The organism is Alloalcanivorax gelatiniphagus, assembly GCF_005938655.1.
Classification (GTDB): Bacteria; Pseudomonadota; Gammaproteobacteria; order Pseudomonadales; family Alcanivoracaceae; genus Alloalcanivorax; species Alloalcanivorax gelatiniphagus.
In genome coordinates this window covers 11,369-34,441 of the sequence record NZ_VCQT01000046.1, presented here as the reverse complement: position 1 = coordinate 34,441, position 23,073 = coordinate 11,369, and the positions used below count along the sequence as shown (strand labels likewise).

Annotated in this window: 24 protein-coding genes; 15 read left to right on the top strand and 9 right to left on the bottom strand. The window is 66.0% G+C overall.

Annotation, left to right across the window (positions count from 1 at the left end):
• Positions 1-62: 62 nt before the first annotated feature.
• The 10 genes from FGS76_RS17735 (at position 63) to FGS76_RS17690 (ending at position 9,686) form a co-directional block, all read left to right on the top strand.
• On the top strand, positions 63-881 hold the full coding sequence (locus FGS76_RS17735) for a GNAT family N-acetyltransferase (protein ID WP_138773993.1): 819 nt from the start codon (positions 63-65) through the stop codon (positions 879-881).
• Positions 878-1,645 carry a lysophospholipid acyltransferase family protein gene (locus tag FGS76_RS17730; RefSeq protein ID WP_138773992.1) on the top strand — a complete coding sequence of 256 codons (768 nt, stop codon included), beginning with the start codon at positions 878-880 and terminating at the stop codon, positions 1,643-1,645. Before FGS76_RS17735 ends, FGS76_RS17730 begins: the two co-directional genes overlap by 4 nt.
• A gap of 122 nt (positions 1,646-1,767) precedes the next feature.
• Positions 1,768-2,334 (top strand): elongation factor P-like protein EfpL, encoded by a 567-nt coding sequence (efpL, locus tag FGS76_RS17725; protein WP_138773991.1) that lies wholly within the window; start codon positions 1,768-1,770, stop codon positions 2,332-2,334.
• Positions 2,335-2,410: 76 nt separating this feature from the next.
• Positions 2,411-3,385, top strand: a complete 975-nt coding sequence (locus FGS76_RS17720; RefSeq protein ID WP_240692592.1) for an aminopeptidase — start codon at positions 2,411-2,413, stop codon at positions 3,383-3,385.
• A gap of 120 nt (positions 3,386-3,505) precedes the next feature.
• Positions 3,506-4,348, top strand: coding sequence for a rhomboid family intramembrane serine protease (locus tag FGS76_RS17715; RefSeq protein WP_138773990.1), 843 nt, complete (start codon positions 3,506-3,508; stop codon positions 4,346-4,348).
• Between the two features lie 120 nt (positions 4,349-4,468).
• Entirely contained in the window at positions 4,469-5,311 is an 843-nt protein-coding gene (locus tag FGS76_RS17710) for a TRAP transporter TatT component family protein (protein WP_240692591.1), read from the top strand.
• Positions 5,312-5,476: 165 nt separating this feature from the next.
• Positions 5,477-6,466 carry a TRAP transporter substrate-binding protein gene (locus tag FGS76_RS17705; protein WP_138773989.1) on the top strand — a complete coding sequence of 330 codons (990 nt, stop codon included), beginning with the start codon at positions 5,477-5,479 and terminating at the stop codon, positions 6,464-6,466.
• Positions 6,466-6,960 carry a TRAP transporter small permease gene (locus tag FGS76_RS17700; protein WP_138773988.1) on the top strand — a complete coding sequence of 165 codons (495 nt, stop codon included), beginning with the start codon at positions 6,466-6,468 and terminating at the stop codon, positions 6,958-6,960. The genes FGS76_RS17705 and FGS76_RS17700 overlap by 1 nt, the downstream gene beginning before the upstream one ends.
• Entirely contained in the window at positions 6,957-8,264 is a 1,308-nt protein-coding gene (locus FGS76_RS17695; RefSeq protein WP_138773987.1) for a TRAP transporter large permease, read from the top strand. Before FGS76_RS17700 ends, FGS76_RS17695 begins: the two co-directional genes overlap by 4 nt.
• 159 nt (positions 8,265-8,423) lie before the next feature.
• The gene (locus FGS76_RS17690; RefSeq protein ID WP_138773986.1) at positions 8,424-9,686 is read left to right on the top strand and encodes a branched-chain amino acid ABC transporter substrate-binding protein; all 1,263 of its coding nucleotides are present in this window, start codon (positions 8,424-8,426) and stop codon (positions 9,684-9,686) included.
• A gap of 107 nt (positions 9,687-9,793) precedes the next feature.
• Here FGS76_RS17690 and FGS76_RS17685 read toward each other — a convergent pair whose 3' ends face one another.
• The 5 genes from FGS76_RS17685 to FGS76_RS17665 form a co-directional block, all read right to left on the bottom strand.
• On the bottom strand, positions 9,794-10,537 hold the full coding sequence (locus FGS76_RS17685; RefSeq protein WP_138773985.1) for an NYN domain-containing protein: 744 nt from the start codon (positions 10,535-10,537) through the stop codon (positions 9,794-9,796).
• A 123-nt stretch (positions 10,538-10,660) separates the two neighbouring features.
• The gene (locus FGS76_RS17680; protein ID WP_138773984.1) at positions 10,661-11,446 is read right to left on the bottom strand and encodes an SDR family NAD(P)-dependent oxidoreductase; all 786 of its coding nucleotides are present in this window, start codon (positions 11,444-11,446) and stop codon (positions 10,661-10,663) included.
• Positions 11,443-12,351: a fatty acid desaturase gene (locus FGS76_RS17675; protein WP_138773983.1), complete on the bottom strand. Its 909-nt coding sequence runs from the start codon at positions 12,349-12,351 to the stop codon at positions 11,443-11,445. The genes FGS76_RS17680 and FGS76_RS17675 overlap by 4 nt, the downstream gene beginning before the upstream one ends.
• A gap of 103 nt (positions 12,352-12,454) precedes the next feature.
• A complete protein-coding gene (locus tag FGS76_RS17670; RefSeq protein WP_138773982.1) occupies positions 12,455-13,447 on the bottom strand; it encodes a helix-turn-helix transcriptional regulator in 993 nt (330 codons plus the stop codon).
• A complete protein-coding gene (locus tag FGS76_RS17665; protein WP_170214511.1) occupies positions 13,444-14,058 on the bottom strand; it encodes a TetR/AcrR family transcriptional regulator in 615 nt (204 codons plus the stop codon). The genes FGS76_RS17670 and FGS76_RS17665 overlap by 4 nt, the downstream gene beginning before the upstream one ends.
• Before the next feature lie 108 nt (positions 14,059-14,166).
• On the opposite strand from FGS76_RS17665, the gene FGS76_RS17660 reads away from it, so the two are divergent.
• The gene (locus tag FGS76_RS17660; protein ID WP_138773981.1) at positions 14,167-15,408 is read left to right on the top strand and encodes an oxygenase MpaB family protein; all 1,242 of its coding nucleotides are present in this window, start codon (positions 14,167-14,169) and stop codon (positions 15,406-15,408) included.
• A 100-nt stretch (positions 15,409-15,508) separates the two neighbouring features.
• The gene (wrbA, locus tag FGS76_RS17655; RefSeq protein WP_138773980.1) at positions 15,509-16,108 is read left to right on the top strand and encodes an NAD(P)H:quinone oxidoreductase; all 600 of its coding nucleotides are present in this window, start codon (positions 15,509-15,511) and stop codon (positions 16,106-16,108) included.
• Positions 16,109-16,346: 238 nt separating this feature from the next.
• On the opposite strand, the gene FGS76_RS17650 is transcribed toward wrbA, so the two are convergent.
• Positions 16,347-16,646: a hypothetical protein gene (locus tag FGS76_RS17650; protein WP_138773979.1), complete on the bottom strand. Its 300-nt coding sequence runs from the start codon at positions 16,644-16,646 to the stop codon at positions 16,347-16,349.
• Between the two features lie 184 nt (positions 16,647-16,830).
• Here FGS76_RS17650 and FGS76_RS17645 point away from each other — a divergent pair, with 184 nt between their 5' ends.
• Both FGS76_RS17645 and FGS76_RS17640 read left to right on the top strand, forming a co-directional pair.
• Positions 16,831-17,133, top strand: a complete 303-nt coding sequence (locus FGS76_RS17645; RefSeq protein WP_138773978.1) for a type II toxin-antitoxin system RelE/ParE family toxin — start codon at positions 16,831-16,833, stop codon at positions 17,131-17,133.
• Positions 17,126-17,416: an addiction module antidote protein gene (locus tag FGS76_RS17640; protein ID WP_138773977.1), complete on the top strand. Its 291-nt coding sequence runs from the start codon at positions 17,126-17,128 to the stop codon at positions 17,414-17,416. The genes FGS76_RS17645 and FGS76_RS17640 overlap by 8 nt, the downstream gene beginning before the upstream one ends.
• Here the strand turns inward: FGS76_RS17640 and FGS76_RS17635 are convergent.
• On the bottom strand, positions 17,413-18,447 hold the full coding sequence (locus FGS76_RS17635; RefSeq protein ID WP_138773976.1) for a YeiH family protein: 1,035 nt from the start codon (positions 18,445-18,447) through the stop codon (positions 17,413-17,415). The two genes, FGS76_RS17640 and FGS76_RS17635, sit on opposite strands and share 4 nt — an antisense overlap.
• Positions 18,448-18,540: 93 nt before the next feature.
• On the opposite strand from FGS76_RS17635, the gene FGS76_RS17630 reads away from it, so the two are divergent.
• The gene (locus FGS76_RS17630; protein WP_138773975.1) at positions 18,541-19,401 is read left to right on the top strand and encodes a LysR substrate-binding domain-containing protein; all 861 of its coding nucleotides are present in this window, start codon (positions 18,541-18,543) and stop codon (positions 19,399-19,401) included.
• Here FGS76_RS17630 and FGS76_RS17625 read toward each other — a convergent pair.
• Positions 19,398-19,916 (bottom strand): hypothetical protein, encoded by a 519-nt coding sequence (locus tag FGS76_RS17625; RefSeq protein WP_170214510.1) that lies wholly within the window; start codon positions 19,914-19,916, stop codon positions 19,398-19,400. The genes FGS76_RS17630 and FGS76_RS17625 overlap by 4 nt on opposite strands.
• Before the next feature lie 321 nt (positions 19,917-20,237).
• Positions 20,238-22,985 (bottom strand): aconitate hydratase AcnA, encoded by a 2,748-nt coding sequence (gene acnA / locus FGS76_RS17620; protein ID WP_138773973.1) that lies wholly within the window; start codon positions 22,983-22,985, stop codon positions 20,238-20,240.
• Positions 22,986-23,073 lie beyond the last annotated feature (88 nt).

The following is a 23,073-nucleotide window of genomic DNA, read 5'->3' as shown; positions in this document are numbered from 1 at the left end:
GGTGTCACGGGACCGCAATGGCGGGCTTCCAGACTGGCGGAAAAATCAGCCTGGAGCTCGTTATGCTTGCGCAAGCCGCTGGAAGAATCAAAGCCCTGCGCCCGCCGTTTCTGGTCCGGTCCCGGGAACGGGACCTGGAGGGCGGCGCCCGGTTCAGCGCCTATTTCACCCGCTCACGGCGGGAGATTCTCAAGGTGCAACGGTTGCGCTACCGGATTTTTTCCGAGGAATACGGGGCCAGCTTCCATGCCCCGTTCGGGCTCGACCGGGACCGCTTCGACCGGCACTGCCTCCACCTGGTGGTGCGCGACAACCGCTCCGGTGAGCTGGTGGGCTACACCCGGGTGCTGCCCGGCGAGCGGCTGGCGCGCACCGGTGGTTTCTATTCCGCCGGTGAGTTTCATCTGCCGCTGGTGCAACGGCTGAACGGCCGCATGGCGGAAATCGGCCGTACCTGCATCCACCCGGAGCATCGCGGCGGCGCGGTGATCACGGTACTCTGGGCCCGTCTGGCCCGCTATATGCTTGAAAATGATGTGCGCTATCTGATCGGTTGCGCCAGCGTGGCGCTGGGCGAGGGCTATAACGTGGCGGCCATCGACCGGCGCATCCGCGAGGCGCATCTGGCGCCGGCGGCCCTGCGGGTGACCCCCCGCTGCCGGCTGGAGATCATGCCCGGCGATGCGCTGGAAGAGCGCGGCGTGAAAATGCCGCCGCTGCTCAAGGCCTATCTGCGCATGGGCGCCCGGGTCTGTGGCGAGCCTTGCTGGGACCCGGACTTCAACTGTCTGGACTATTTTATTCTGATGGAGGTGGATCGCCTGCCGGCCCGTTATGTGCAGCATTTCCTGCAGCCGGCGGAGGCGGTGGCGGCGGTATGAACGAACCGAACCTGTCCGCGCAGGCTCAAGGGGCCGGCGCCAATCGGGCCACGGCGCGGCGCCTGTGGCGGGCCTCGCGGGTGGCGCTGCATCTGCTGGCCGGGGTGCTGGAAGCGCTGTGGCTGCGCGCCGCCCGGGACCCCCACCGGGCCCGGGTGCTGCGTGCCAAGCAGCGCTGGTGCCTGCGGTTGCTGCGCATTCTCGGGGTGGAGCTGCGGGTGCACGGGGCGCTGCGTGGCGGCCCGGTGTTTCTGGTGGCCAACCATGTGTCCTGGCTGGACATCCCGGTGATCGCCGCCGCCCGGCCCTGCCATTTTCTGTCCAAGGCGGAAGTGGCGGACTGGCCGGTGATCGGCTGGCTGGCGCGGGCGGTGGGCACCCTGTTTATCCGCCGGGGTGGCGGCGAGTCCGGGCGCAAGGCCGGCGAGATCCGCGACCATCTGGAGCTGGGGCGCAGCATTCTGGTGTTTCCGGAAGGCACCACCAGTGACGGCACCGCCGTGGGCCGGTTTTTCTCACCCCTGTTCGCCGCCGCCGAGGACGCCGCCGTGCAGACCGTGGCGGTGCGCTACCGGGACGCGGAAGGGCGGGTGGATACCGAGCTGGCGTTTATCAATGACGACGAATTCCACCACCATCTGTGGCGCCTGATGGGCCGTGAGCGGATTCTGGTGGACCTGACCTTCGGCGCCCCGGTGCCCGCCGCCGCCGTCCGGGAACGGGCCCGGGCCGCCCGGGAGCAGATCATCGCCGCCCTGGCCTGAGCCGTTCCCGGCCCACCTTCCCCCGGCGAGCGGCGCCCGCCGCCACCCCGTCGTGACCAGTCGCGGCTGCCGCCGATCCTACGGTAATATGACCGCCCCTTTTCCCGTCATGAGGATGGTTCGTGACCCGTGCCAGCGACTTGAAAAAATCCGATGTGATCGAGCACAACGGCGGTTTGTTCGTGATCCGCCAGATCGATGTGCAATCCCCGTCCGCCCGGGGCGCCGCCACCCTGTACCGGGTGCGCGCCCATCAGGTGGGCGGCGGCTCCAAGTTCGAGGAGCGCTACAAAGGCGACGAGGAGGTGACCACGGTGTCGTTGCAGCGCCGGCCGGTGCATTTCTCCTATGTGGACGGCGACGACTACGTGTTCATGGACGACGAGGACTTCTCCCAGTACCCGATCAAGGGCGACGACATCGCCGACGAACTGTCGTTTATCACCGAGCAGGGTGACGGGGTGCTGGCGCTGCGGGTGGGGGAGGCGGTGATCGGCCTGGAACTGCCCGCCTCGGTGGTGCTCACCATCACCGAAACCACCCCGGCCATGAAAGCCGCCTCGGCCAGCGCCCGCACCAAACCGGCCACCCTGGAAACCGGCCTGGTGGTGCAGGTGCCGGAGTATCTGCAGGAAGGCGAGAAGGTGAAGATCAACACCACGGAACGGAAATTCATGTCCCGTGCATGATCAGCTGCAAGCTTCAAGCCACAGGCTGCAACCGCGCCGTGGGCCCGGAACGGGCTTGAAGCTTGCGGCCTGTGGCTTGTGGCTGCTTTTGTCCGGCTGCCAGGTCGGCTATTACGGCCAGGCCATCAAGGGCCATTTCAGCCTGATGCACCAGCGTCAGCCGGTGGAGCGGGTGCTGGCCGATCCGGACACCCCGGCGGCGGTGCGGCGGCAACTGTTGCTGGCCGATGACGTGCTGGAGTTCGCCGACCGGGAGCTGGCGCTGCCGGCCCGTGATGTGTACCGCACCTATGTGCCGCTGGAACGGGACGCGGTGGTCTGGAACGTGCAGGCGGCGCCGCGCTTTTCGCTGACGCCCAAGACCTGGTGCTACCCGTTGCTGGGCTGCCTGAGCTACCGGGGCTACTTCCACCAGCAGGCGGCCCGCGACGAGGCCGACAAACTGGCCGCCGAAGGCTGGGACACGGACGTGGGCGGTGCCATCGCCTATTCCACCCTGGGCTGGTTCCAGGACCCGCTGACCACGCCGATGATCGACCGCTCCGGCCCGGCGCTGGTGGAGCTGATTCTGCACGAGCTGGTGCACCGGCGGCTCTATATCCGTGACCACACCCGTTTCAATGAGTCGCTGGCCACCATGGTGGCCCGGGAGGGCACCCTGCGCTATCTGGCCCACCACGATCTGACCGTGGACCTGGACCAATGGCAGCAGCGCGACCGCGCCCGGGATGCGTTCCTGGCCCTGGTGGACGACGCCCGTGACCAGCTTGCCGCCCTCTACGCCAGCGATCTGGACCCGGATGCCATGGCCGCCGAAAAAGCGGCGCGCATCCAGGCCCTGCGGCGGGCCTTCCAGGAGCGCGCCGGGCAGGTGCCCGGGTTGTCCGCCTACGCCGGCTTTTTCCAGGGCAACCTGAACAACGCCCGGCTCAACGGGGTCCATGACTATTACGGCCTGGTGGGGAACTTCCGGAAAATGCTGCTAAGCTGCGGCGGGCAATGGCCCTGTTTCTGGGAGCGGGTGGAAGCGCTGGCGGATGATCTTGAGTGAGGATCGCGGCCCGGCCGCTGCTGCGTCGTTCGGCCTTGGCATCGCGCACAGCGGTGTAGAAGCCGTGTAGGAGCGGCTTTAGCCGCGATCCCGGCCCGGGGAGCCACAACGAGGAAACACATGCTGGAACTGGTACGCATCAACAACGCCGCCATGGCGAAACGGCTGGCCGATCTGCTTGCCCGCCGGGGCATTGAAACCCGGCTGGACCAGGAGCAGGGCGGGCAGTACCGGCTGTTCCTGGCCGACCCGGCCCGCCACGACGAGGCCCGGGAACTGGCCCGGGAATTTCTCGCCGAGCCCAACGCCGGCAAGTGGCAGGAGGACGCCTGGCGGGCCAGCGAGCCGGTCACCGGCCTGCCCCGGGAGAAGGTGTTCCTCGGCGGTGGCTGGTTCGCCAGCCTGGGGCCGGTGACGCGCACCGGGCTGATCGCCTGCGTGCTGATTTTCCTGTCGCCCTATGTGATCGGCCCGGTGGTTTATCAGGCGCTGATGTTCCCGGACCAGCCCCAGACACTGATGGCCCAGCCCTGGCGGCTGCTGACGCCGATGCTGCTGCACTTTTCCGTGCTTCATATCATCTTCAACCTGCTGTGGTGGTGTGATCTGGGGCGCCTGATCGAGCGCTTTCAGTCCAGCTTTCAATTGCTGTGGCTGACGCTGGTGGTGGCGGCGGTTTCCAACTACGCCCAGTACCTGGACACCGGCCCGCGCTTTGGCGGTTTGTCCGGCGTGGTTTATGGTCTGCTCGGATATCTGTGGCTGTATGGCAAGGTCAACCCGGCGGCGGGGTATCAATTGCGCCGGGAGATTGTGCTATTGATGCTGGTCTGGCTGGTGATCTGTTACGTGGGTCTGTCCGGCATCGTCGCCAACACCGCCCATCTCACCGGTCTGTTGAGCGGCGCGGTGATCGGCGTTCTGGTCGGCTTGTACCGGCGCATGGGCTACCATCGCGGCTGAAGCGGGATCGCGGCTGAAGCCGCTCCTACGGGGGCTTTGCAGCCGCGCCGCCTCTATGTAGGAGCGGCTTCAGCCGCGATTAAGGGCGCTAACGGATGGCGCCAACCGATGGAGAGAAGTTTGAAGCAACGAACAGGGGCCCTCGTGGCCATGATCGGCCTGGCGCTGATTCTGCAGGGCTGCGGCCTGGCCCGGGTGGGCGACAGTCTCGGCAAGGGGGTGCGCCAGAACGGCGACCTGGCCACCGTGGAAGCCGGCCTGCCCAGCTACCTGCTGATGATCGACGGCTTGATCGTTAACTGGCCGGAGCGGGAATCCCTGCTGCTCACCGGCGCCGACCTCTATGGCGCCTACGCCGGCCTGTTCGTGGACGACCCGGCGCGCGCCGCGCGGCTCAATGACAAGGCCCTGGGTTACGCCCTGCGCGCCGCCTGCGTGCATCAACGTCAATACTGCCAGGCCCGCAAGATGGACGTGCCGGCCTTTGAAGCGCTGCTGGCCGACGCCGACCAGGACGACGTGCCGGTACTGTTCACCCTGGGCAGCGCCTGGGCCGGTTATATCCAGACCCATTCCGACGACTGGAACGCGGTGGCGGAACTGTCCCGGGTGCGTTTGCTGATGGAACGGGTGGTGGCCCTGGACGAGGGCTATCAGTACGGTCAGGCGTACATGTACCTGGGTGTGCTCAACAGCCTGCTGCCGGCCAGCCTGGGCGGCCAGCCGGACGCCGCCCGCGCCGATTTCCTGCGCGCCATCGAACTGTCCGATGGCGACAACCTGCTGGCCCGGGTGCTGTACGCCCGCCATTACGCCCGGTTGGTGTTCGACCGGCAGCTGCACGACACCCAACTGCGGGCGGTGCTGGATGCCGACGTGGACGTTGCCGACCTCACCTTGCAGAATGCCTACGCCAAGCGCGAGGCGCGCCGGCTGCTGGACAGTGCCGACGAGTACTTCTGATCGCGGCTGAAGCCGCTCCTACGGGGGGCGGCAAAACGCTGGCGCTCCTACGGGGGAGGGCGGCAAAACGCTGCCGCTCCCACGGGGGGTGGCAAAACGCCGTAGGAGCGGCTTCAGCCGCGATAAGGATTGGCGCAGACGATGAAAAACCCGCTGGAGACAACGATGCTGAGAACCGCCGTGGCCCTGCTGGCACTGATGCCGATGCTGGCCCTTGCCACCACCCTGAAGATCTCCACCCTGTACCCGGACGGCACCGCCGTGGTCAAGGCGCTCAAGCAGGCCGGGGAAACCATCGAGCAGGACACCGATGGTCGGGTGTCGCTGAAGATCTACCCCGGCGGCGTGATGGGCGATGACCAGGCGGTGCAGCGCAAAATCCGCGTCGGCCAGCTGCACGGGCAGATGGCCCAGGGCGGCGCCTTCGCCCGCTACTACCGGGACAGCCAGATCCTCAATGTGCCGCTGACCTTCAACAATTACGCCGAGGTGGACGCCGCCCGGGAGAAGCTGGACCCGCTGATCAAGCAGGGCCTGGAAGACAACGGCTGGGTCAGCTTCGGCCTGGTGGATGGCGGCTTCGCCTACATCATGTCCGGCCAGCCGGTACGCAGCCTGGACGATCTGCGCGCCCAGAAGCTGTGGCTGCCGTCCGGCGACAGCGCCTCCGCCAACGCCGCCGCCACCCTGGATCTGTCACCCATCGTGCTCAATATCGGCGGTGTGCTCACCTCCCTGCAGACCGGCGCCATCGACGCCTTCGCGGCGCCGCCGGTGGCGGCGCTGACCCTGCAGTGGTACTCCCGGGTCAAGTACATCACCGACCTGCCGCTGCTTTACACCTACGGTTTGCTGGCCATCGAGAAGCGGTACTTCGACCGCCTCTCCGAGGCCGACCAGAAGGTGGTGCGCCGGGTGCTGGATGCGGCCTTCGAGAAGATCGACGCGGACAGCCGCGCGCAGAACAAGGACGCCTTCCAGGCGGTCCAGAACCAGGGCCTGGAACTGGTGCACCCCAGCGATGAACAGCGCGCCGAGTGGAAGCGCTACGCCGACAAGGCCACCCAGCAACTGGTCAAGGATGGTCAGCTCACCCAGGGCATGCTCGACCGCTTGCATGCGATCCTCGAGGCGTACCGGAACAACGGTTCCTGATGCGCCGTCTGCTGGGCTGGATTCACCGCTTCGAGGACGGCCTGATCGTTCTGGTGGTGCTGATGATGGTGGGGCTGGCGGTGGCGCAGATCCTGCTGCGCAACCTGGCCGGCACCAGCCTGGTATGGGCGGACCCGCTGCTGCGCAACGCGGTGCTGTGGATCGGCCTGCTGGGGGCGATGATCGCCTCCCGCAAGGATGAGCACATCCGCATCGACCTGGCCGCCAATTTCCTGCCCGAGCGTCTGTTGCCCTGGATCACCGGCCTGGTGGACCTGTTCACCGCCGGCATCTGCCTGCTCACCGCCTGGTACGGCCTGGGCTTCGTGATCGAGGAGCGCCAGTTCGGCGGCGCCGCCTTCGCCGGCATCCCCAGCTGGTTGTTGCAGGCGGTGATCCCCCTGGGCTTCTCGGTGATCGGCCTGCGTTATCTGATTCTGTTCGGCCTGGGCCTGGTGGGCCAGCGGCCGCGCATGCGGGAGCCCACCGTATGATCATGATCGGCGTGATCGTGCTGATTCTGTTGGCACTGCTGGGCGCGCCGCTGTTCGCGGTGTTGCTGGGCGCGGCGGCGCTGGGCTTCCACGCCCTGGGCTCGCCGCTGGCGGTGCTGCACATCGATATCTACCAACTGGCGGATTCGGTGGTGCTGATGGCGCTGCCGCTGTTCACCTTCGCCGGCTTCCTGCTCAGCGAATCCCGCACCGCCGACCGGCTGATGCGCCTCAGCCAGGCGGCCTTCGGCTGGATGCCCGGCGGCATGGCGTTCGTGGCGCTGACCGCCTGCGCCTTCTTCACCGCGCTCACCGGCGGCTCCGGGGTGACCATCGTGGCCCTGGGGGCGCTGTTGCTGCCGGCGCTGGTGAAGGCCGGCTACCCGCAACGGTTCAGTCTCGGTCTGGTCACGTCCTCCGGCAGTCTCGGGCTGCTGCTGGTGCCCTCGGTGCCGCTGCTGATCTACGGCATCATCGCCCAGCAACTGTCCCAGCAACTGGCCATGCCGCCGGTGGAGATCGTCGACCTGTATCTGGCCGGCGTGGGCCCGGCGCTGCTGATGGTGGTGCTGCTGTACCTGTATTGCCTGTGGGCGACCCGGGCCGGCGGCGCCGAGGGCGCCACCGCGGTGCCCCGCCAGGCGTTCAGCGGCCGGGAACTGCGTGCCGCCCTGTGGGACGCTCGCTGGGAACTGCCGCTGCCGCTGGTGGTGCTGGGCGGGGTGTTCTCCGGCGTGCTGGTGGTCAGCGAGGCGGCGGCGGTGACCGCGCTCTACGTGCTGATCGTGGAGGTCTGGCTGTACCGGGAGATTCCCCTGCGCCGGCTGCCGGGCATTACCCGGGAAGCCATGGTGATGGTGGGCGGCATTCTGCTGATCCTGGCGGTGGCCCAGGCATTCGCCGATTACCTGGTGTATGCCGAGGTGCCGGAGCGGCTGTTCCAGTTCATCCAGACCCATGTGCACGGCAAAATCGCCTTTCTGATTTTGCTCAATATTCTGCTGCTGGTGCTGGGCGCCATGCTGGATATCTTCGCCGCCCTGGTGATCATGGTGCCGCTGATTCTGCCGGTGGCGCTGCGCTACGGCATCGACCCGGTGCATCTGGGCATCATCTTCGTAGCCAACATGCAGATCGGCTATATCACCCCGCCGGTGGGCATGAACCTGTTTATCGCCAGTTACCGGTTCCGTAAATCCATCACCGAGCTGTTCGCGGCCACCATCCCGTTCATGCTGGTGCTGATCGTGGCGCTGCTGGCGATCACTTATATTCCTTCGCTCAGTCTTTGGTTGGTGCGTTAGGCCAACCGCTTAATCGCGGCTGAAGCCGCTCCTACAAACATCCTATTCGCGATCCTCCCCCATCACCGAAATCACCGTGACTGGACACGGCCTTTCCCCTGTGCACATACTCGGAGGTATGTGGTTTCGATTAATAATAAAACAATCCGGGAGAGAACCATGTTCGTGAAGAAAAATCCGTGGAAAACCACGGCCATCACCGTACTCCTTTCTTTTTTGTTCAGCGCTCCGATTCAGGCGGCCCCCGCCGATAAGGACCCGGTCACCATCGCCATCATCGATCCTCTCACCGGCCCCATGGCCGGCGTGGGCCTGCCCCTGGTGGCGCATATGAAGTTCGAGGCGGAGCGCCTCAACGCGGAAGGTGGCATGGACGGCCATCCGTTCCGCATCGTCGGGCTGGACAATAAGGTCAGCCCCCAGGAAAGCCTGGTGCAGCTGCAAAAGGCGGCGGATGACGGCATTCGCTATATCGTGCAGGGCAACGGCTCATCGGTGGGCTCCGCCTTGATCGCCGCCATCGATAAGCACAATCGCCGCAATCCCGGCGAGGAAATGCTGTACCTGAATCACGGCGCGGTGGACCCGGTGCTGACCAATGAACGTTGCTCGTTCTGGCATTTCCGTTTCGATGCCGGCTCGGACATGAAAATGAACGCCCTGACCAACTGGATCAAGGATCAGAAAGACATCAAGAAGGTGTATCTGATCAACCAGGATTACAGCTTCGGCCATTCGGTGTCGTCCATGGCCCGGGAAATGCTCAAGGAAAAGCGCCCGGACATCGAAATCGTCGGCAATGACTTCCACCCGCTGGCCAAGGTCAAGGATTTCACCCCCTACGCCTCCAAGATCAAGGCTTCCGGCGCCGACGCCATTATCAGCGGTAACTGGGGCCAGGACATGGTGCTGCTGGCCAAGAACCTGGCGGACTTCGGTATCGATGCGCCGTTCCTTACCTACTACGCGGGTAGCCCGGGTACCGTGACCCAGGTGGGCGACCGTGGCGTGGATCAGATTTACCAGATCTATGGGTACTACGGCGATACCGAGGACCCGGAAATCGGCCAGCGCCAGAAAGACATGTACGCGCAAACCGACTGGGATTATTTCCTGTTCTACCCGCGCCTGACCACGATGATGGAAATGCTCAAGAAAGCCGCCGACCAGACCGGCAGCGTGGACCCGGTGGATCTGGCCTTCGCCATGGAAGGAATGTCCGTGGACATGGACACGGGCACTTACACCATGCGTAAAGAGGACCACCAGATTCAGCAGCCCATGGTGCTGTCGGTGATGAAGGACAACATGCCCTACGGCGCCGAAGGCACCGACTTCAACTTCGCCAAGGTGGCGCAGATTCCCGCCGAGAAAGTGGCCATGCCGACCACCTGCAAAATGCGTCGCCCGTCGCGGGATTGATAGGGGTTGGGTGTGCATCGCGGCTAAAGCGGAACGCCGCCCGGCCGCTCCTACAGGGTAAATAGAATGTTTGTAGGAGCGGCTTCAGCCGCGATCTTCAGCCGCGATCAACCCTGCTCACTTTTGTTACGCACCCACAACCCGCCATTCTCACCTTTCCTCAGCTCGAAATATTTCTTCTGGGCGGCCAGCAGGTCGCTCAATTTCTTGAAGCCATAAAGACGGGTATCGAACTCCGGCCGGCGCTTGTTCAGGTTCTGCCCCAGCACGCCCAGGTGGGCGAAGTTGTCCTCCCCGGAGATGTCGTCGATGACCCGGCTGATGAACTCGATCGGCGGCTTGTTGCCGGCGGTGCGCTCCTTGGCGGCCTTGCCCGCTTTGCCGGTGTCGGCATCGTTCTGGTCGTCGCGCAGGATTTCCGTGTAGATGAACTTGTCGCAGGCCGCCACCAGGGGCTTGGGCGTTTTCTGTTCGCCAAAGCCGTACACGGTGAGCCCGGCTTCGCGCAGGCGCGCCGCAAGGCGGGTGAAATCGCTGTCGCTGCTGACCAGGCAGAAGCCGTCCAGGTCCCGGGTATAGAGCAGGTCCATGGCGTCGATGATCAGCGAGCTGTCGGTGGCGTTCTTGCCGGTGGTGTAGGCGAACTGCTGCACCGGCTGGATGGAGTGATCCAGCAGCACCTTCTTCCAGCCGCCCAGATTGGGTTTGGTCCAGTCGCCATAAATGCGTTTGACGCTGGCGGTGCCGTACTTGGCGATTTCCTCGAACAGCCCCTCGACGATCGCCGGCGGGGTATTGTCGGCGTCGATCAGGACCGCCAGATGGTTGGGCAGATCGTTGTTGTTGGCCATGGCCGGTTCCTTGCGTTCGAATCCGGCCTACTCTAGGGCCTTTTCACGGCACTTGCATCAGGTCCGCCGGTGCCGCCGCGCCCGGCGTGATGCAGGTCATGTGACACGACCGCCGCCGCCGGCTCAGGCCTCCGCCTTGCGGCGCACGAACCAGGCCATCAGCCGCAGCGGCAACATGCGGATGGCGATGCTTTGCAGGGTCAGCCACCAGCCGGGCAGGGCGAAGCGCTTGCCGTCCCGCAGTGCCCGCCAGGCGCCCCGGGCCACTTCGGCGGGGCCATCCACCCGCTCGGTGACGAAGCGGGTAATGCCCTGGGAAGAGGTGTGCTGGCTTTGCGCCGTGTCCAGGAAGCCGGTGCGGGTGGTGGTGGGGCAGTAGCAGGTCACCGCCACGCCGTGGGGTTTCAGTTCCTCCCCCAGGGAGGCGCTGAACTGGATCACGAACGCCTTGCTGGCGCTGTAGGCGGCGAAGTAGGTCATCGGGCAGAAGCCGGCCAGGGAGCCGATATTGAGAATGCGGCCGCCGCCGGCCTCTTTCATGCGCTTGCCGATCAGCAGGCAGAGCTGGGCCAGCAGCTGGTTGTTCACCGCCAGCATTTTGCCCACCCGGGCCACGTCCTGCTCCACGTGCTCGCCGAACAGGCCGAAGCCCACGTTGTTGACCAGCACGTCCACCGACAGCTCCTGCCGGTCGAGCCAGTCCGCCACCCGCTGGGCGGCGTCCGGCTCGGCCAGGTCCATGGCCCGCGGCCGGTAGTCGCAATCCACGGGCAGGTTCGCCCCCAGGGTCTCCAGAGCGTCGCCGCGCAAATCGAAGGCCAGCACCCGGTAGCCGTCGGCGGCGAACAGCCGGGTCAGCTCCTGGCCGATGCCGCCGGCGGCGCCGGTGATCAGAACGGTTTCGGTCATGGGGTTGCGGCTCCTTGCGGGCGCGGGCCCAGATCAAGGGGACCCACGATCATCGCCCCTGAATGGGCGCGGTGGTGGGCCTCCCGGGCCCGCCAGGCCTTGCCGTAGCGGTAGAAGGGAATGGTCGGGTAGAGGTGGTGCATCAAATGGTAGTTCTGATACATCAGCACCGGCGTCAGCCACCATTCCTGGCCCATGCGCATCAGGGCGGTCTGGTGCGGGTTCTGGTCCTGACGGCCGGTGTGCGGATAGTGGGGCAGCACCATGAACACCAGGCACATCAGAAAGAACGCCAGATAGGTGGGGATCAGCCACAGGGTGAACATGTAGAACGGTGCCCACACCCAGAGCGCCGCGATAATGGCGGCGGCCACCAGGATTTCCCGCATCACCTCGGACACCTTCAGGCCCGGTAACCGGCCCGGGTCACGCAGGAAGTAGGCCAAGTAGAAATAGGGCCACAGGCCCCACAGCGGCATGGTCCACAGGCTGCTGGCCATCCAGTGATCCGGGTCGTTCTCCTCGTTGGCGAAACGGTGGTGGCGCATATGCAGCAGCCGGAACAGCCGGCCCCGGCCGAACGGCACCGCCACGAAGGTGGCCGCCGCCAGTAGCCAGTCGTTCATTTTCGGGCTGCGCGCGGCGCTGCGGTGAATCGCTTCGTGGGCCGGGGTGAACAGGGCGTAGCCGGCCACGCCATTGACCACCATGCCCACCCACAGGGGCCACAGGTGGTTCATGGTCAGTACCCAGCTGCCGGCGATGGTGCCCACGCTGCCGATCAGGATCACCACCGTGGGCCAGGCCAGGGTGGGGGACAGCCGCAGCCGGGCCAGCTCTCGTTTCTCCCGGCTTTCGTTATCCGGATTCTCTTTTCCCAGGTTCTGGGGGGCGTCGGTATGCATCACGGGTCTCCGCCTCGTTACGTGCACACAGTGTTTACCAGAACGGTGCCGGCGGGCAGACGCGGAAATTGCCAACAGGGGGATAGAAAGTGACAGCGGCGGTTCAGGGGCGCCGGAAGTCGCTGGGCTGGGTGCCGTACCAGCGCCGGAAAGCGCGCCGGAAGCTGGCCACGTCGGTGTAGCCCAGCTCCCGGGCCACCGCCGCCACCGTGTAATGGGGCAGGGCCAGCAGCTCGGCGGCCCGTTGCGCCCGGGTGCGGTCGCGCAGGGCCTGGAAGGCGGTGCCCTCGGCCTTGAGCCGGCGCATCAGGGTGCGCGGGCTGATGTGCAGGGCGTGGGCCACCGCCGCCAGGTCCGGTTCCGGCTCGTCGCGCAGCCGCGCCAGCACCTGGTCACTGAGCGAGCCGTGGCGGCGCAGCGCCTCCTGGCGGGCCTCGCACTGGCGCACCGCCATCCACAGCAGGTCCCGGTCGTGGCTGGGCACCGGCTCGGCGCCGTAGTGGGCGGGCAGGGTCAGCGCCACCCGGGGGGCATCGAACACCACCCGGATGCCGGCGAAGGCCTCCCGGTAGAAGTCCCCATGGGCCGGTGCCGGGTAGTTGAAATGCACCGCGCCATCCTCGATGGGCCGGCCACGCAGCACCACATGGCAGGCAAAAGCGGAGGCCAGCGCCGACTCGGTGAGAAAGCGCACCGCCTGGTCCTGGGGCCAGGCGAAATCCAACCCCAGGGTAATAGTGTCCTGGTCTTCTTCCAGCTGGGTACTGAACACCCGCGTGCGGGTGTTGTTGAAGCGGGCGAACAGCACCATGGCATCGCGCAGGGTGGCGCTGGCCATGGCCGCCATGCCCATGGCGCCGTGCATGGCGGGCAGGGCGCGCAGGCCGGTGCGCAGGCCCAGGCCCGGGCGCGGCGACAGATCCAGGGCATTGGCGATCAGGCGCCGGGCACCGGGCCAGTCGATAAAGCCCTCGCCCTTTTCCAGGGTGGCGGCGTCAATGCCGGTGCCTTCCAGCAGGGCGGCCTGGCCGGTGGCGTCCGCGTCCAGGGTCTGGGCGATCATGCGGCAATAGATAATGGCCAGATCCGGGCTCATGGTGCCAGGGCCTCCGGCGCCGGCGGCCGCGCCAGGTAGCCGGCCACCATCAGGGTCAGTTCCCGGGCCAGCTCCTGCTCGCCGATCACATCCCCCTGGCTGACGTGGCGCACCATGGTGAACAGCACGCTGTTGGTGACGATAAACACCCGCACCTCCAGGTTCTCGATGGGGTAATCCCGGTAGTGGCGCAGAAAATACAGCCGCGCCAGTTCCATGAAATGCTGCTGCAGCAGGTCCACCACCCGGTTGGTGGGCAGCCGGTGCCAGTTGCGCACCAGCTCCAGGTAGAGCCCGTCCCGGGAGCGCAGCACCGAGAAACCAAACAGGATCGAGCGGTGCACCATCTCGCCCAGGTCGCCGACCTCCATCAGCGGCAGCCGCCGCAGGCCGCCGCCGATGTCCTCGGCGAGGCGGTCCAGCAGGGCGGCGATCAGGGCGTCCTTGTCGCCGAAATACTGGTACAGGGAGCCGACGCTGACACCGGCCTGCTCGGCGATGCGCGCGGTGGTGGTGTCGTCCAGGCCGTGGCGCTGGATGCACAGGCCGGTGGCCTCCACCAGGGCTTTCACCATTTCCCGGGAACGCTTTTGCCGTGGCTGTTTGCGCATGGAACCTCAAAACGCGAATTGAATGCGAATACATATTCGCATTAACGTGCGGTGATCGACAAGAGCCCTGCGCCAGGGCTCCGGGAAAGCCGCTACCAGGAGCACAGCATGAACGCACCGGCCCCTTCCACTGCCTCCGCTTCCGCCGCCACGGCCCCGGTGCCCACCCGGGCCCGGCCGTTCGAAAAGACCGCCACCCCCACGCCGGCCTGGCTGCGCCGCCTGCTGGGCCGGGAGCTGGCGCCCAGCCGCGATGAATATCAGGCGGCCGTAGACGATCTTTGGGCCGGCGACCCGGCCATGGATGCCCTGATCGATTGGATGTACGAGTACGGCTCGGCCCGGGCCCGGCCCCTGTTCGAAAAGGCGGTGCGCGACGGGGTGGACGCGGTGCCGGACTGTCCGGCGCCGCTCAAGGCGTTCATGGACCAGGTGGCGGCGCCGGCCTGGCTGGACCCGGCCCTGGTGGACGAGGGCGCCCGTTTTATTCAGGCCACCGGCATGACGGCGCCCTATGTGCTCCGTGACCTGGCGCTGATGGGCGGCTACCTGCTGTCCGGCTTCAATCAGTCCCTGGTGCTCACCGGCGCGCTCAGCCAGGGCACCTCCCGGCGGGTGGCGGAAACCGGAAAATGGTGGATCGATTGCACCGAGGAGGGCGGTTTGTTGCCCGGCGGCGAGGGCTACCGGGGCACCCTGCATGTGCGCATGGTGCATGGCCTGGTGCGCCGCAACCTGGATCGCCGGCCGGAATGGGACCATGCCCGCTGGGGCCTGCCGCTCAACCAGGTGGACATGGCCGCCACCTATCTCGGCTTTTGCGTGGTGATGCTGGGCGGGCTGCGCAAGATGGGTATTCCGGTCACCGCCCGGGAGTCCCGGGCGGTGATGCACCTGTGGAAATACGCCGGCTGGTTGATGGGCGTGGACGAACGCTGGCTGGTGGGCCGGGAAGGGGACGGCATCGTGTTGCTGCACCACGCCATGATGACCCAGAGCCGGCCGGATCACACTAGCCAGGAACTGGGCCGGGCCCTGTCCCTGGAGCCCCTGTCCCAGCATTTCAGCCACTTCCCGGGGCTGCGCCGGCGCTGGGCCTACCGGCGTCATCTGAGCGTGACCCGCTATTTTCTGAACCGGGAAAAGATGCGCCAGCTGGGCCTGCCGGGTGGCGTGAGCCCCTGGTTTCCGCTGCTGTCGTTGCTGCCCCGTTTCGCCGGCCATGTGCTGCTGAGGTACCTGCCGGGCCTGCGCCTCTGGCAGCAGCGGCGCGGCCGCCGGTTGCAGAACGCCGCCCTGGGACACCTGTTCGGAGACCAGGAGCGCGGGCTGGTGCGGCCGGACCCATAAAAGAATTCGATCAATCCGCGCGGTTCACCGTTCTGCCTTCACGCCGTCGTTATTGCTAAAGTCTCAAACTTCAAAACAGACGATGGAGAGGAAGAACGCGATGAAACGGATTCTGGTGCTGTACTACTCCATGTATGGACATATCGAGTCACTGGCGGACGCCGTGGCCGAGGGCGCTCGCGGCGTGGATGGCGTGGAAGTCACCATCAAGCGGGTGCCGGAAACCATGCCCGAGGAAGCCTTCAAGGCGGCCGGTGGCAAGACCGATCAGCAGGCCCCGGAAGCCAGCCCCGAGGAGCTGAAGGATTACGATGCGGTGATTGTGGGTACCCCCACCCGCTTCGGCAATATGAGCGGCCAGATGCGCACTTTCTGGGATCAGACCGGCGGACTCTGGGCCAAGGGCGCCCTGGCCGGCAAGGTGGCCAGCGTCTTTACCTCCACCGGCACCGGCGGCGGCAAGGAAACCACCATTATTTCCACCTGGCTGACTCTGGCTCACCACGGTTTCGTGCTGGTGCCCCTGGGCTACGCCGACCCGGACCAGGCGCAGATGGACGTCAGTGAAGTCCACGGCGCTTCCCCTTACGGGGCCGGCACCCTGGCGGGGCCCGATGGCAGCCGCCAACCCAGTGACAAGGAATTGTCCCTGGCCCGTTACCAGGGCGAGCAGGTGGCCAAGCTGACCGTGAAACTCTGAGATTTGCGCTCAACCTGACAATCGACGTTGCTGTAACAACCGAACACGCTGATTCTTACCCCTTATACCGCCCGCCCCCCGGGCGGTTTTTTTTAGGTTTATCGCGCTTTAGCGGGAAAATTGCGGGTGGCGGATCCGCGTGGGCGCCTTCCAGGATGGTGTAGGAGCGGCTGGGCGGCACTGTGATCGCGACTGAAGTCGCTCCTACGTCGAGGTCCCCAGCCTTTCGGCGTGGGGATCATGGCCTGGAGTCCTGCTGCCGCTTGCGCAGTGCTTCCAGTTGACGTTCCAGAGCCCGCAGTTGCGCGTCCTGTTGTTCCATCAGCGCGTCGTTGGTGGACTGCCGTTGGCGCAGCGTCTCCGCCCGTTCCCGCAAGGCCTGCCGTTCGCGGCGTATCGCCTCCACATCGACTTCGCTGGAGGAGGGCCTGGCCTCGGCGGTCGGCGAAGGGACGCCGCTTTGCGCCGCGCCGGTGGACCCGCTGCACAGCCACAGCACGCACACCCACGCCGCCCAGCCGTTCCCTGATAAACGCATCGCTGCCACTCCCGCCGAATCAAAACCGCAGTCTACCGCCCGATATGACAAAGGGACCAGCCAATGGCTTACAGCCGCGTTGGTCGATGTCCGATAGCGGCGGCGGCCGGTGAACGCCAAGCTGAAGGATCGGGGTTTGGTGATTGTGTAGTTTATAAAATTCATGTAGTTTAAGGACGACAGCATGAGAGTAATGCAATCCCGGCACTTCCATCGCTGGCTCGCGCGCTTGCGTGATCCGGTGGCCAAGGGCCGGCTGGTATCGGCGATCCACCGCCTGAGCGAAGGTTTGACGGTGGACACCAAGTGGGTGGGGGCGGAAATGCGTGAGCTTCGTCTGCACCATGGGCCCGGGTACCGGGTTTATTTTTACCGGCGTGGTGACACTTTGATTTTGTTGCTTTGCGGTGGTCACAAAGGGTCGCGGCAACGGGACATTGCCCGCGCGGAGCGCATTCCGCGCGATTGGAGATGTGAAAATGACTGAGCGTTTTTTGCCATTCGATCCAGCGGAGCAACTGGCGGACCCGGTGGCCGCCGCGGCCTTTATCAACGAGGCGCTGGCCACCGACGACGCCGGTTATATTGCGCGGGCCATGGGCGTGGTGGCCCGCGCCCGGGGCATGGCCGGGCTGGCCCGGGAAACCGGTCTCTCCCGGGAGCAGCTCTATCGCTCACTGAGCGAACGCGGCAACCCCACCCTGAAAACGGTGCTGGCGGTGCTCAAGGAGCTGGGCGTCGAGATCAGCGTGGTTGAACGGCGCCGTTAGCCTACCCAGCCGGCGGCCAGCGCCGTGCCCGCCACCATCAGCACGGTCGCCCACAGCAGCGCCCCCAGGGCCAGCGGCCGCCAGCCGGCCTCACGCAGCAGGCTCATGTGAGTGCTCAGACCCAGGCCGGCCATGGCCAGGGTCAGCAGCACATCGTCCACGGAGGTGAGGGCCGGGCGCAGGGCGCCGGGTATCAGGCCCAGGCCGTTGACCACCATCGCCAGCACGAACCAGAGCGCGAAGGGCGGCACCGGCAGCCTGGGGCCGGCCGCGCCGGTGCCCGCCCCGTTGCCGCCGCGCGCCGCCAGGGCCAGCAGCATCAGCGCCGGCGCCAGCATCATTACCCGCGCCATCTTCACCAGCAGGGCGGTGTCCACCAGGGCCGGCGACATGGCCTGGGCGGCCACCAGCACCTGGGCCACCTCCTGGACGGTGGCGCCGGTGAACAGCGCGAAGTTGCCCGGATCGCCAAACAGCGTGGGCCAATGGTGGAACAGCACCGGCAGCAACAGCATATTCAGGGTGCCGAACACCACCACCGCCGCCACCGCCATGGCACCGTCCCGGTCGCGGCCCCGCAGCACCGGTTCGGCGGCCAGTACCGCCGCCGCTCCACAGATGCCGTTGCCGGCGCCGATCAATAAGGCGGCGTTGCGCGGCATGCGGAACAGCCACGGCCCCAACCAGCCGGCCAGCAGCAGACTGACCAGGATCTGAACAGCGTCCAGCACCAGCACCGCCGGTCCCAACTGGGCCACCGCGTCCATGGGGATGCGCAGGCCATACAGCACGATGGCGGTTTTCAGCACCGGCCCCTTGAACAGCACCAGGGCGGGCTGGGCGCGCCGCCGCCAGGGCGCCGGCAGGGGCTGGGCCACCAGCAGACCGACCAGCAACGCCAGGGCCAGGGCACCCAGCCCCCACCGACCGGCCAGGGGCGTGTGGGCCAGGGCCAGGCCGCCGGCACCGCAGGCCAATACCAGGGCGACGAACGGCCAATCGGAACGGCGGGGCAGGGCGAGGGCGGTCATGGTGGCCTCCGGGGTCGGGCAGGAAGGCCACTGTGACGCCCGGGCGGGAATAAATATATTTAATAAATATAAAGATATAACTAAAATAAATTTATGAATGAGACCACCCTGCGCCAATGGCGCCTGTTTCTGGCGGTGGCGGAAACCGGCAGCGTGGCCGCCGCCGCGCGCCAGGTGTCGCTGACCCAGCCGGCGGTGAGCCTGGGCCTGGGCCAGTTGGAAGAGCGTCTGGGCGAGCGCCTGTTCGACCGTATCGGCCGTGGGCTGCACCTGAACCGGGCCGGGCAGCGGCTGCTGCCGGAGGCCCGGGCCTTGCTGGACCAGGTGGCACGGTGCGAGTCGCTGTTCCGCGAGACCCGGCTGGAGGTGACCCTGGTCGCCACCCACACCCTGGGCAATTACTATCTGCCGCCCTTGCTGGCGGCCTTCCGCCACCGGCATCCCGAGGCCCAGGTGCGCCTGGAGGTGATCAACACGCGCCGGGCGGTGGAGCGCCTGCTGTCCCTGGACGCGGACCTGGCGTTGGTGGAGGGGCCGGTTTCCCACCGGCTGCTGGAGGCCCAGGCCTGGCGGGACGACACCCTGGTGCGGGTGGCATCGCCGGCCCTGGCGGCGCGGCTGGCCGGACAGCCGGCGGCGCGCTGGCCCTGGGTGATGCGGGAACCGGGCTCCGGCACCCGGGCGGTGATCGAGGCCCGTCTGGGGCAGGACTTTCCGGCCCCGGAGCGGATTCTGCAGCTGGGCGCCGGCGAGGCGGTGCGGCAGGCGGTGCTGGCCGGTGCCGGCGTCGGCTATGTCAGTGAGATCGCCGCCTCGGCGGCGCTGGAGGACGGGCGGCTGGTGAGCCTGCCGGGGCCGGGGGAGCGGTTCCGCCGGCCGCTGTACCTGTTGCGTCATCGGCAACGGTCGCCGGGGGCCGGCGAGCGGGCCCTGCTGGAGGTTCTGGCGGGCTAGGGTTCCAGCCCGTAACGGCGCAGCCGCGCCCGATTGCGCTCCGCCCAATCGTCATAGCGGCGACGCAATTCCTGTTCCTCCGGCACCGGCACGCCGACCCACTGGCAACGCTGGATCACCGCTCTTTTGAAGGCCCCGTAGCCGCCGTAACGGCGCATGGAAAACCATTTCTTGCGGCCGCGATTGGCGGTCACCGAAAAATTGCCGCCCAGGGGTTTGTCGCGGAAGGTCACGGTCACTCCCACCAGACCGAAGGGGTTGCGCCCGTCCTCCGGTGGTTCGCCGTCGTCGGCGGCATACAGCATCAGCGGGCGCCGGTCGCCCATGGCGGCGCGCACCGCCGGATCATCCAGGGCGGCATCGCGCCAGCGCCGTGCTTCCTGCAGGGCCGCCACCCGGCTGCCATAGCGCCGGTCGCGGAACGAGCGGCGGCGCTGGTGGCGGCGGCCGTGGCGGTCCAGGTAGGGAACCGCACACCACCAGAATTCGCCGCCGTGATTGCGATAAATATACAAAAAAGAATGTACGCGGGGCGTTCGTCTCACAGGGTCCGTCATGGCTTCGGCTTCCATCCTGACCATTTATTATTGCTTTTATGCAATAAATGAAATCAGGGCTATTAAGGCAAAGCGACCCCGTGAAATACCGTCTCTGCTCTATACTGTCAGTCAGAGCAGCGGTGCCTCACGTTTTTGATCGTCTTAAAAAGTCCGGAATAAAACAAAGAAATTTGTCGGATAGGATTGTGGTTTGTATTTAATGCAATAAAAAAGGTTCGCCGCGATAAACCATAAAAAAGGGGCGCCGAAGCGCCCCTTGTGCGGTGCTGGTGACGGTCAGCTTTTCATCATCTGACGCAGCACGTAGTGAAGGATGCCACCGTGCTTGAAGTAGGTGACCTCGGCGCCGGTGTCCAGGCGGCTGATGCAGTTCACCCGCTCTTCCTTACCGCCTTCCTTGCGGAACACCACCTCGATTTCCTGGCTCGGTTTCAGGTCGTTGCCCAGGTTGGGGATGTCCACTTCCTCGGTGCCGTCCAGGTTCAGGGTTTTGCGGGTGGTGCCTTCCGGGAACTGCAGCGGCAGCACGCCCATGCCGATCAGGTTGGAGCGGTGAATACGCTCGTAGCTTTCGGCGATCACCGCGCGCACCCCCAGCAGGCGGGTGCCCTTGGCGGCCCAGTCACGGCTGGAACCGGTGCCGTATTCCTTGCCGGCTACCACCACGGTTTCCACGCCGTCGTGCTGATAGCGCATGGCGGCGCCGTAGATCGGCATTTCCTCGCCACCGGGCAGGTGCTTGGTGTAGCCACCCTCGATGTCCGGCGTCATCTCGTTGCGGATACGGATATTGGCGAAGGTGCCACGCATCATCACTTCGTGGTTACCGCGCCGGGACCCGTAGGAGTTGAAGTCGATGGGCTCCACGTCATGACCCTGCAGGTAATGCCCGGCGGGGCTGTCGGCCTTGATGGCGCCGGCCGGCGAGATGTGGTCGGTGGTGATGGAGTCGCCCAGCAACGCCAGGATGCGGGCGTTCTTCACCGGTTGCACATCGTCCACTTGCTCGGTGAGTCCGTCGAAGAACGGCGGGTTCTGGATATAGGTGGAGTGCTCGTCCCACTCGTAGGTCTTGGACTCCGGAATCGGCAGGCTTTTCCAGATTTCGTCGCCGTCGAACACGCTGGCGTATTCCTTGCTGAACATCTCCGTGTCCACCGCCACCAGGGCGTCCTGGATTTCCTTGCTGGAGGGCCACAGATCCTTCAGGTAAACCTCGTTGCCGTCCTGGTCGTGGCCAATCGGCTCCTTGTCCAGGTTGATGCGCACGGTGCCGGCCAGGGCGAAGGCCACCACCAGAGGCGGCGAGGCCAGCCAGTTGGTGCGCACGCTCTGGTGAATGCGGCCCTCGAAGTTGCGGTTGCCGGACAGCACCGAGGCCACGGTGAGATCGCCCTCGGCGATGGCCTTGTCGATCTCGTCGGGCAGCGGGCCGGAGTTACCGATGCAGGTGGTGCAGCCGTAGCCCACCAGGTTGTAGCCGATCTTGTTCAGATATTCCTGCAGGCCGGCCTTGGCCAGGTAGTCGGTGACCACCTTGGAGCCCGGTGCCAGGGAGGTTTTCACCCAGGGCTTGCGGGTCAGGCCCTTCTCCACCGCCTTCTTGGCCACCAGGCCGGCGGCCAGCATCACGCTGGGGTTGGAAGTGTTGGTGCAGGAGGTGATGGCGGCGATCACCACGTCGCCATGGTCGAGCTGGAAGGTCTCGCCGTCCATGGTCACTTCCACGCCGGAACCCGGGTCCTGGTTGCCCACCGCGGTCTGGCCGCCTTCGCCCTCGAGCTTGGCGATTTCGCTGTCGTCCTTGTCCAGCTGTTCGGTGATGATGTCGGTGATGGTCTGTTTGATGCCGGTGAGCGGCACCCGGTCCTGGGGCCGTTTCGGGCCGGCCAGGCTGGGCACCACCTGGCTCAGGTCCAACTCCAGGGCGTCGCTGAAGGCCGGTTCCGGGCTGTCGTTATGGCGCCACAGGCCCTGCTGCTTGCAGTAGGCTTCCACCAGGGCGATTTCGTCCTTGGGCCGGCCGGTGAGTTCCAGGTACTCAATGGTGCGTTCGTCGATGGGGAAGAACGCGCAGGTGGAACCGAATTCCGGGGACATGTTGCCCATGGTGGCCCGGTCCGCCAGGCTCAGGTCGGCGAGACCGTCACCGTAGAATTCCACGAACTTGCCGACCACGCCGCGCTCACGGAGCATCTCGGTGACGGTCAGCACCAGGTCGGTGGCGGTGACGCCTTCGCGCAGCTTGCCGGTCATCTTGAAGCCGACCACCTCGGGAATCAGCATCGCCACCGGCTGGCCGAGCATGGCCGCTTCCGCCTCGATACCGCCCACGCCCCAGCCGAGCACGCCCAGACCGTTGATCATGGTGGTGTGGGAGTCGGTGCCTACCAGGGTGTCCGGGTAGGCGAAGGCCTTGCCGTCGGACTCGCTGGACCAGACGCCGCGGCCCAGGTATTCCAGGTTCACCTGGTGACAGATACCGGTACCCGGCGGCACCACGCGGAAGTTGTCGAAGGCTTTCTGGCCCCAGCGCAGGAACTGGTAGCGTTCCCTGTTGCGTTCGTATTCGCGCTCCACGTTCTGCTCGAACGCCTGGGCGTTGCCGAACTTGTCCACCATCACCGAGTGGTCGATGACCAGATCCACCGGAGCCAGCGGGTTGATGCGTTGCGGGTCGCCGCCGGCCTTGGCGATGGCATCGCGCATGGCCGCCAGATCCACCACACCGGGCACGCCGGTGAAGTCCTGCATCAGAACCCGGGCCGGGCGGTAGTTGATTTCGCGGTCGGAGGCGCGCTTCTCGGGCCAGCGCACCAGGGCCTCGATGTCCTCGGTGGTGACGGTGTCGCCATCTTCATGGCGGAGCAGGTTTTCGAGAAGCACCTTGAGGGTGAAGGGAAGCTTGCTGAGATCACCCCAGCCCTGTTCTGCGACGGCATTGAGATCGTAGTAGTGATAGGTCTTGCCGTTTACGTCCAGGGTCTTGGCGCTGTTCAGGGTGTCCTGGCCAATCCGTGTCACTGCGCACCTCCTTACGTAGGCGAAAATCTTCGTTGGGCGAGTGTCGCTCGCTCGGGGCTATTACCCCATGATAGTACGCCCTTGTGGC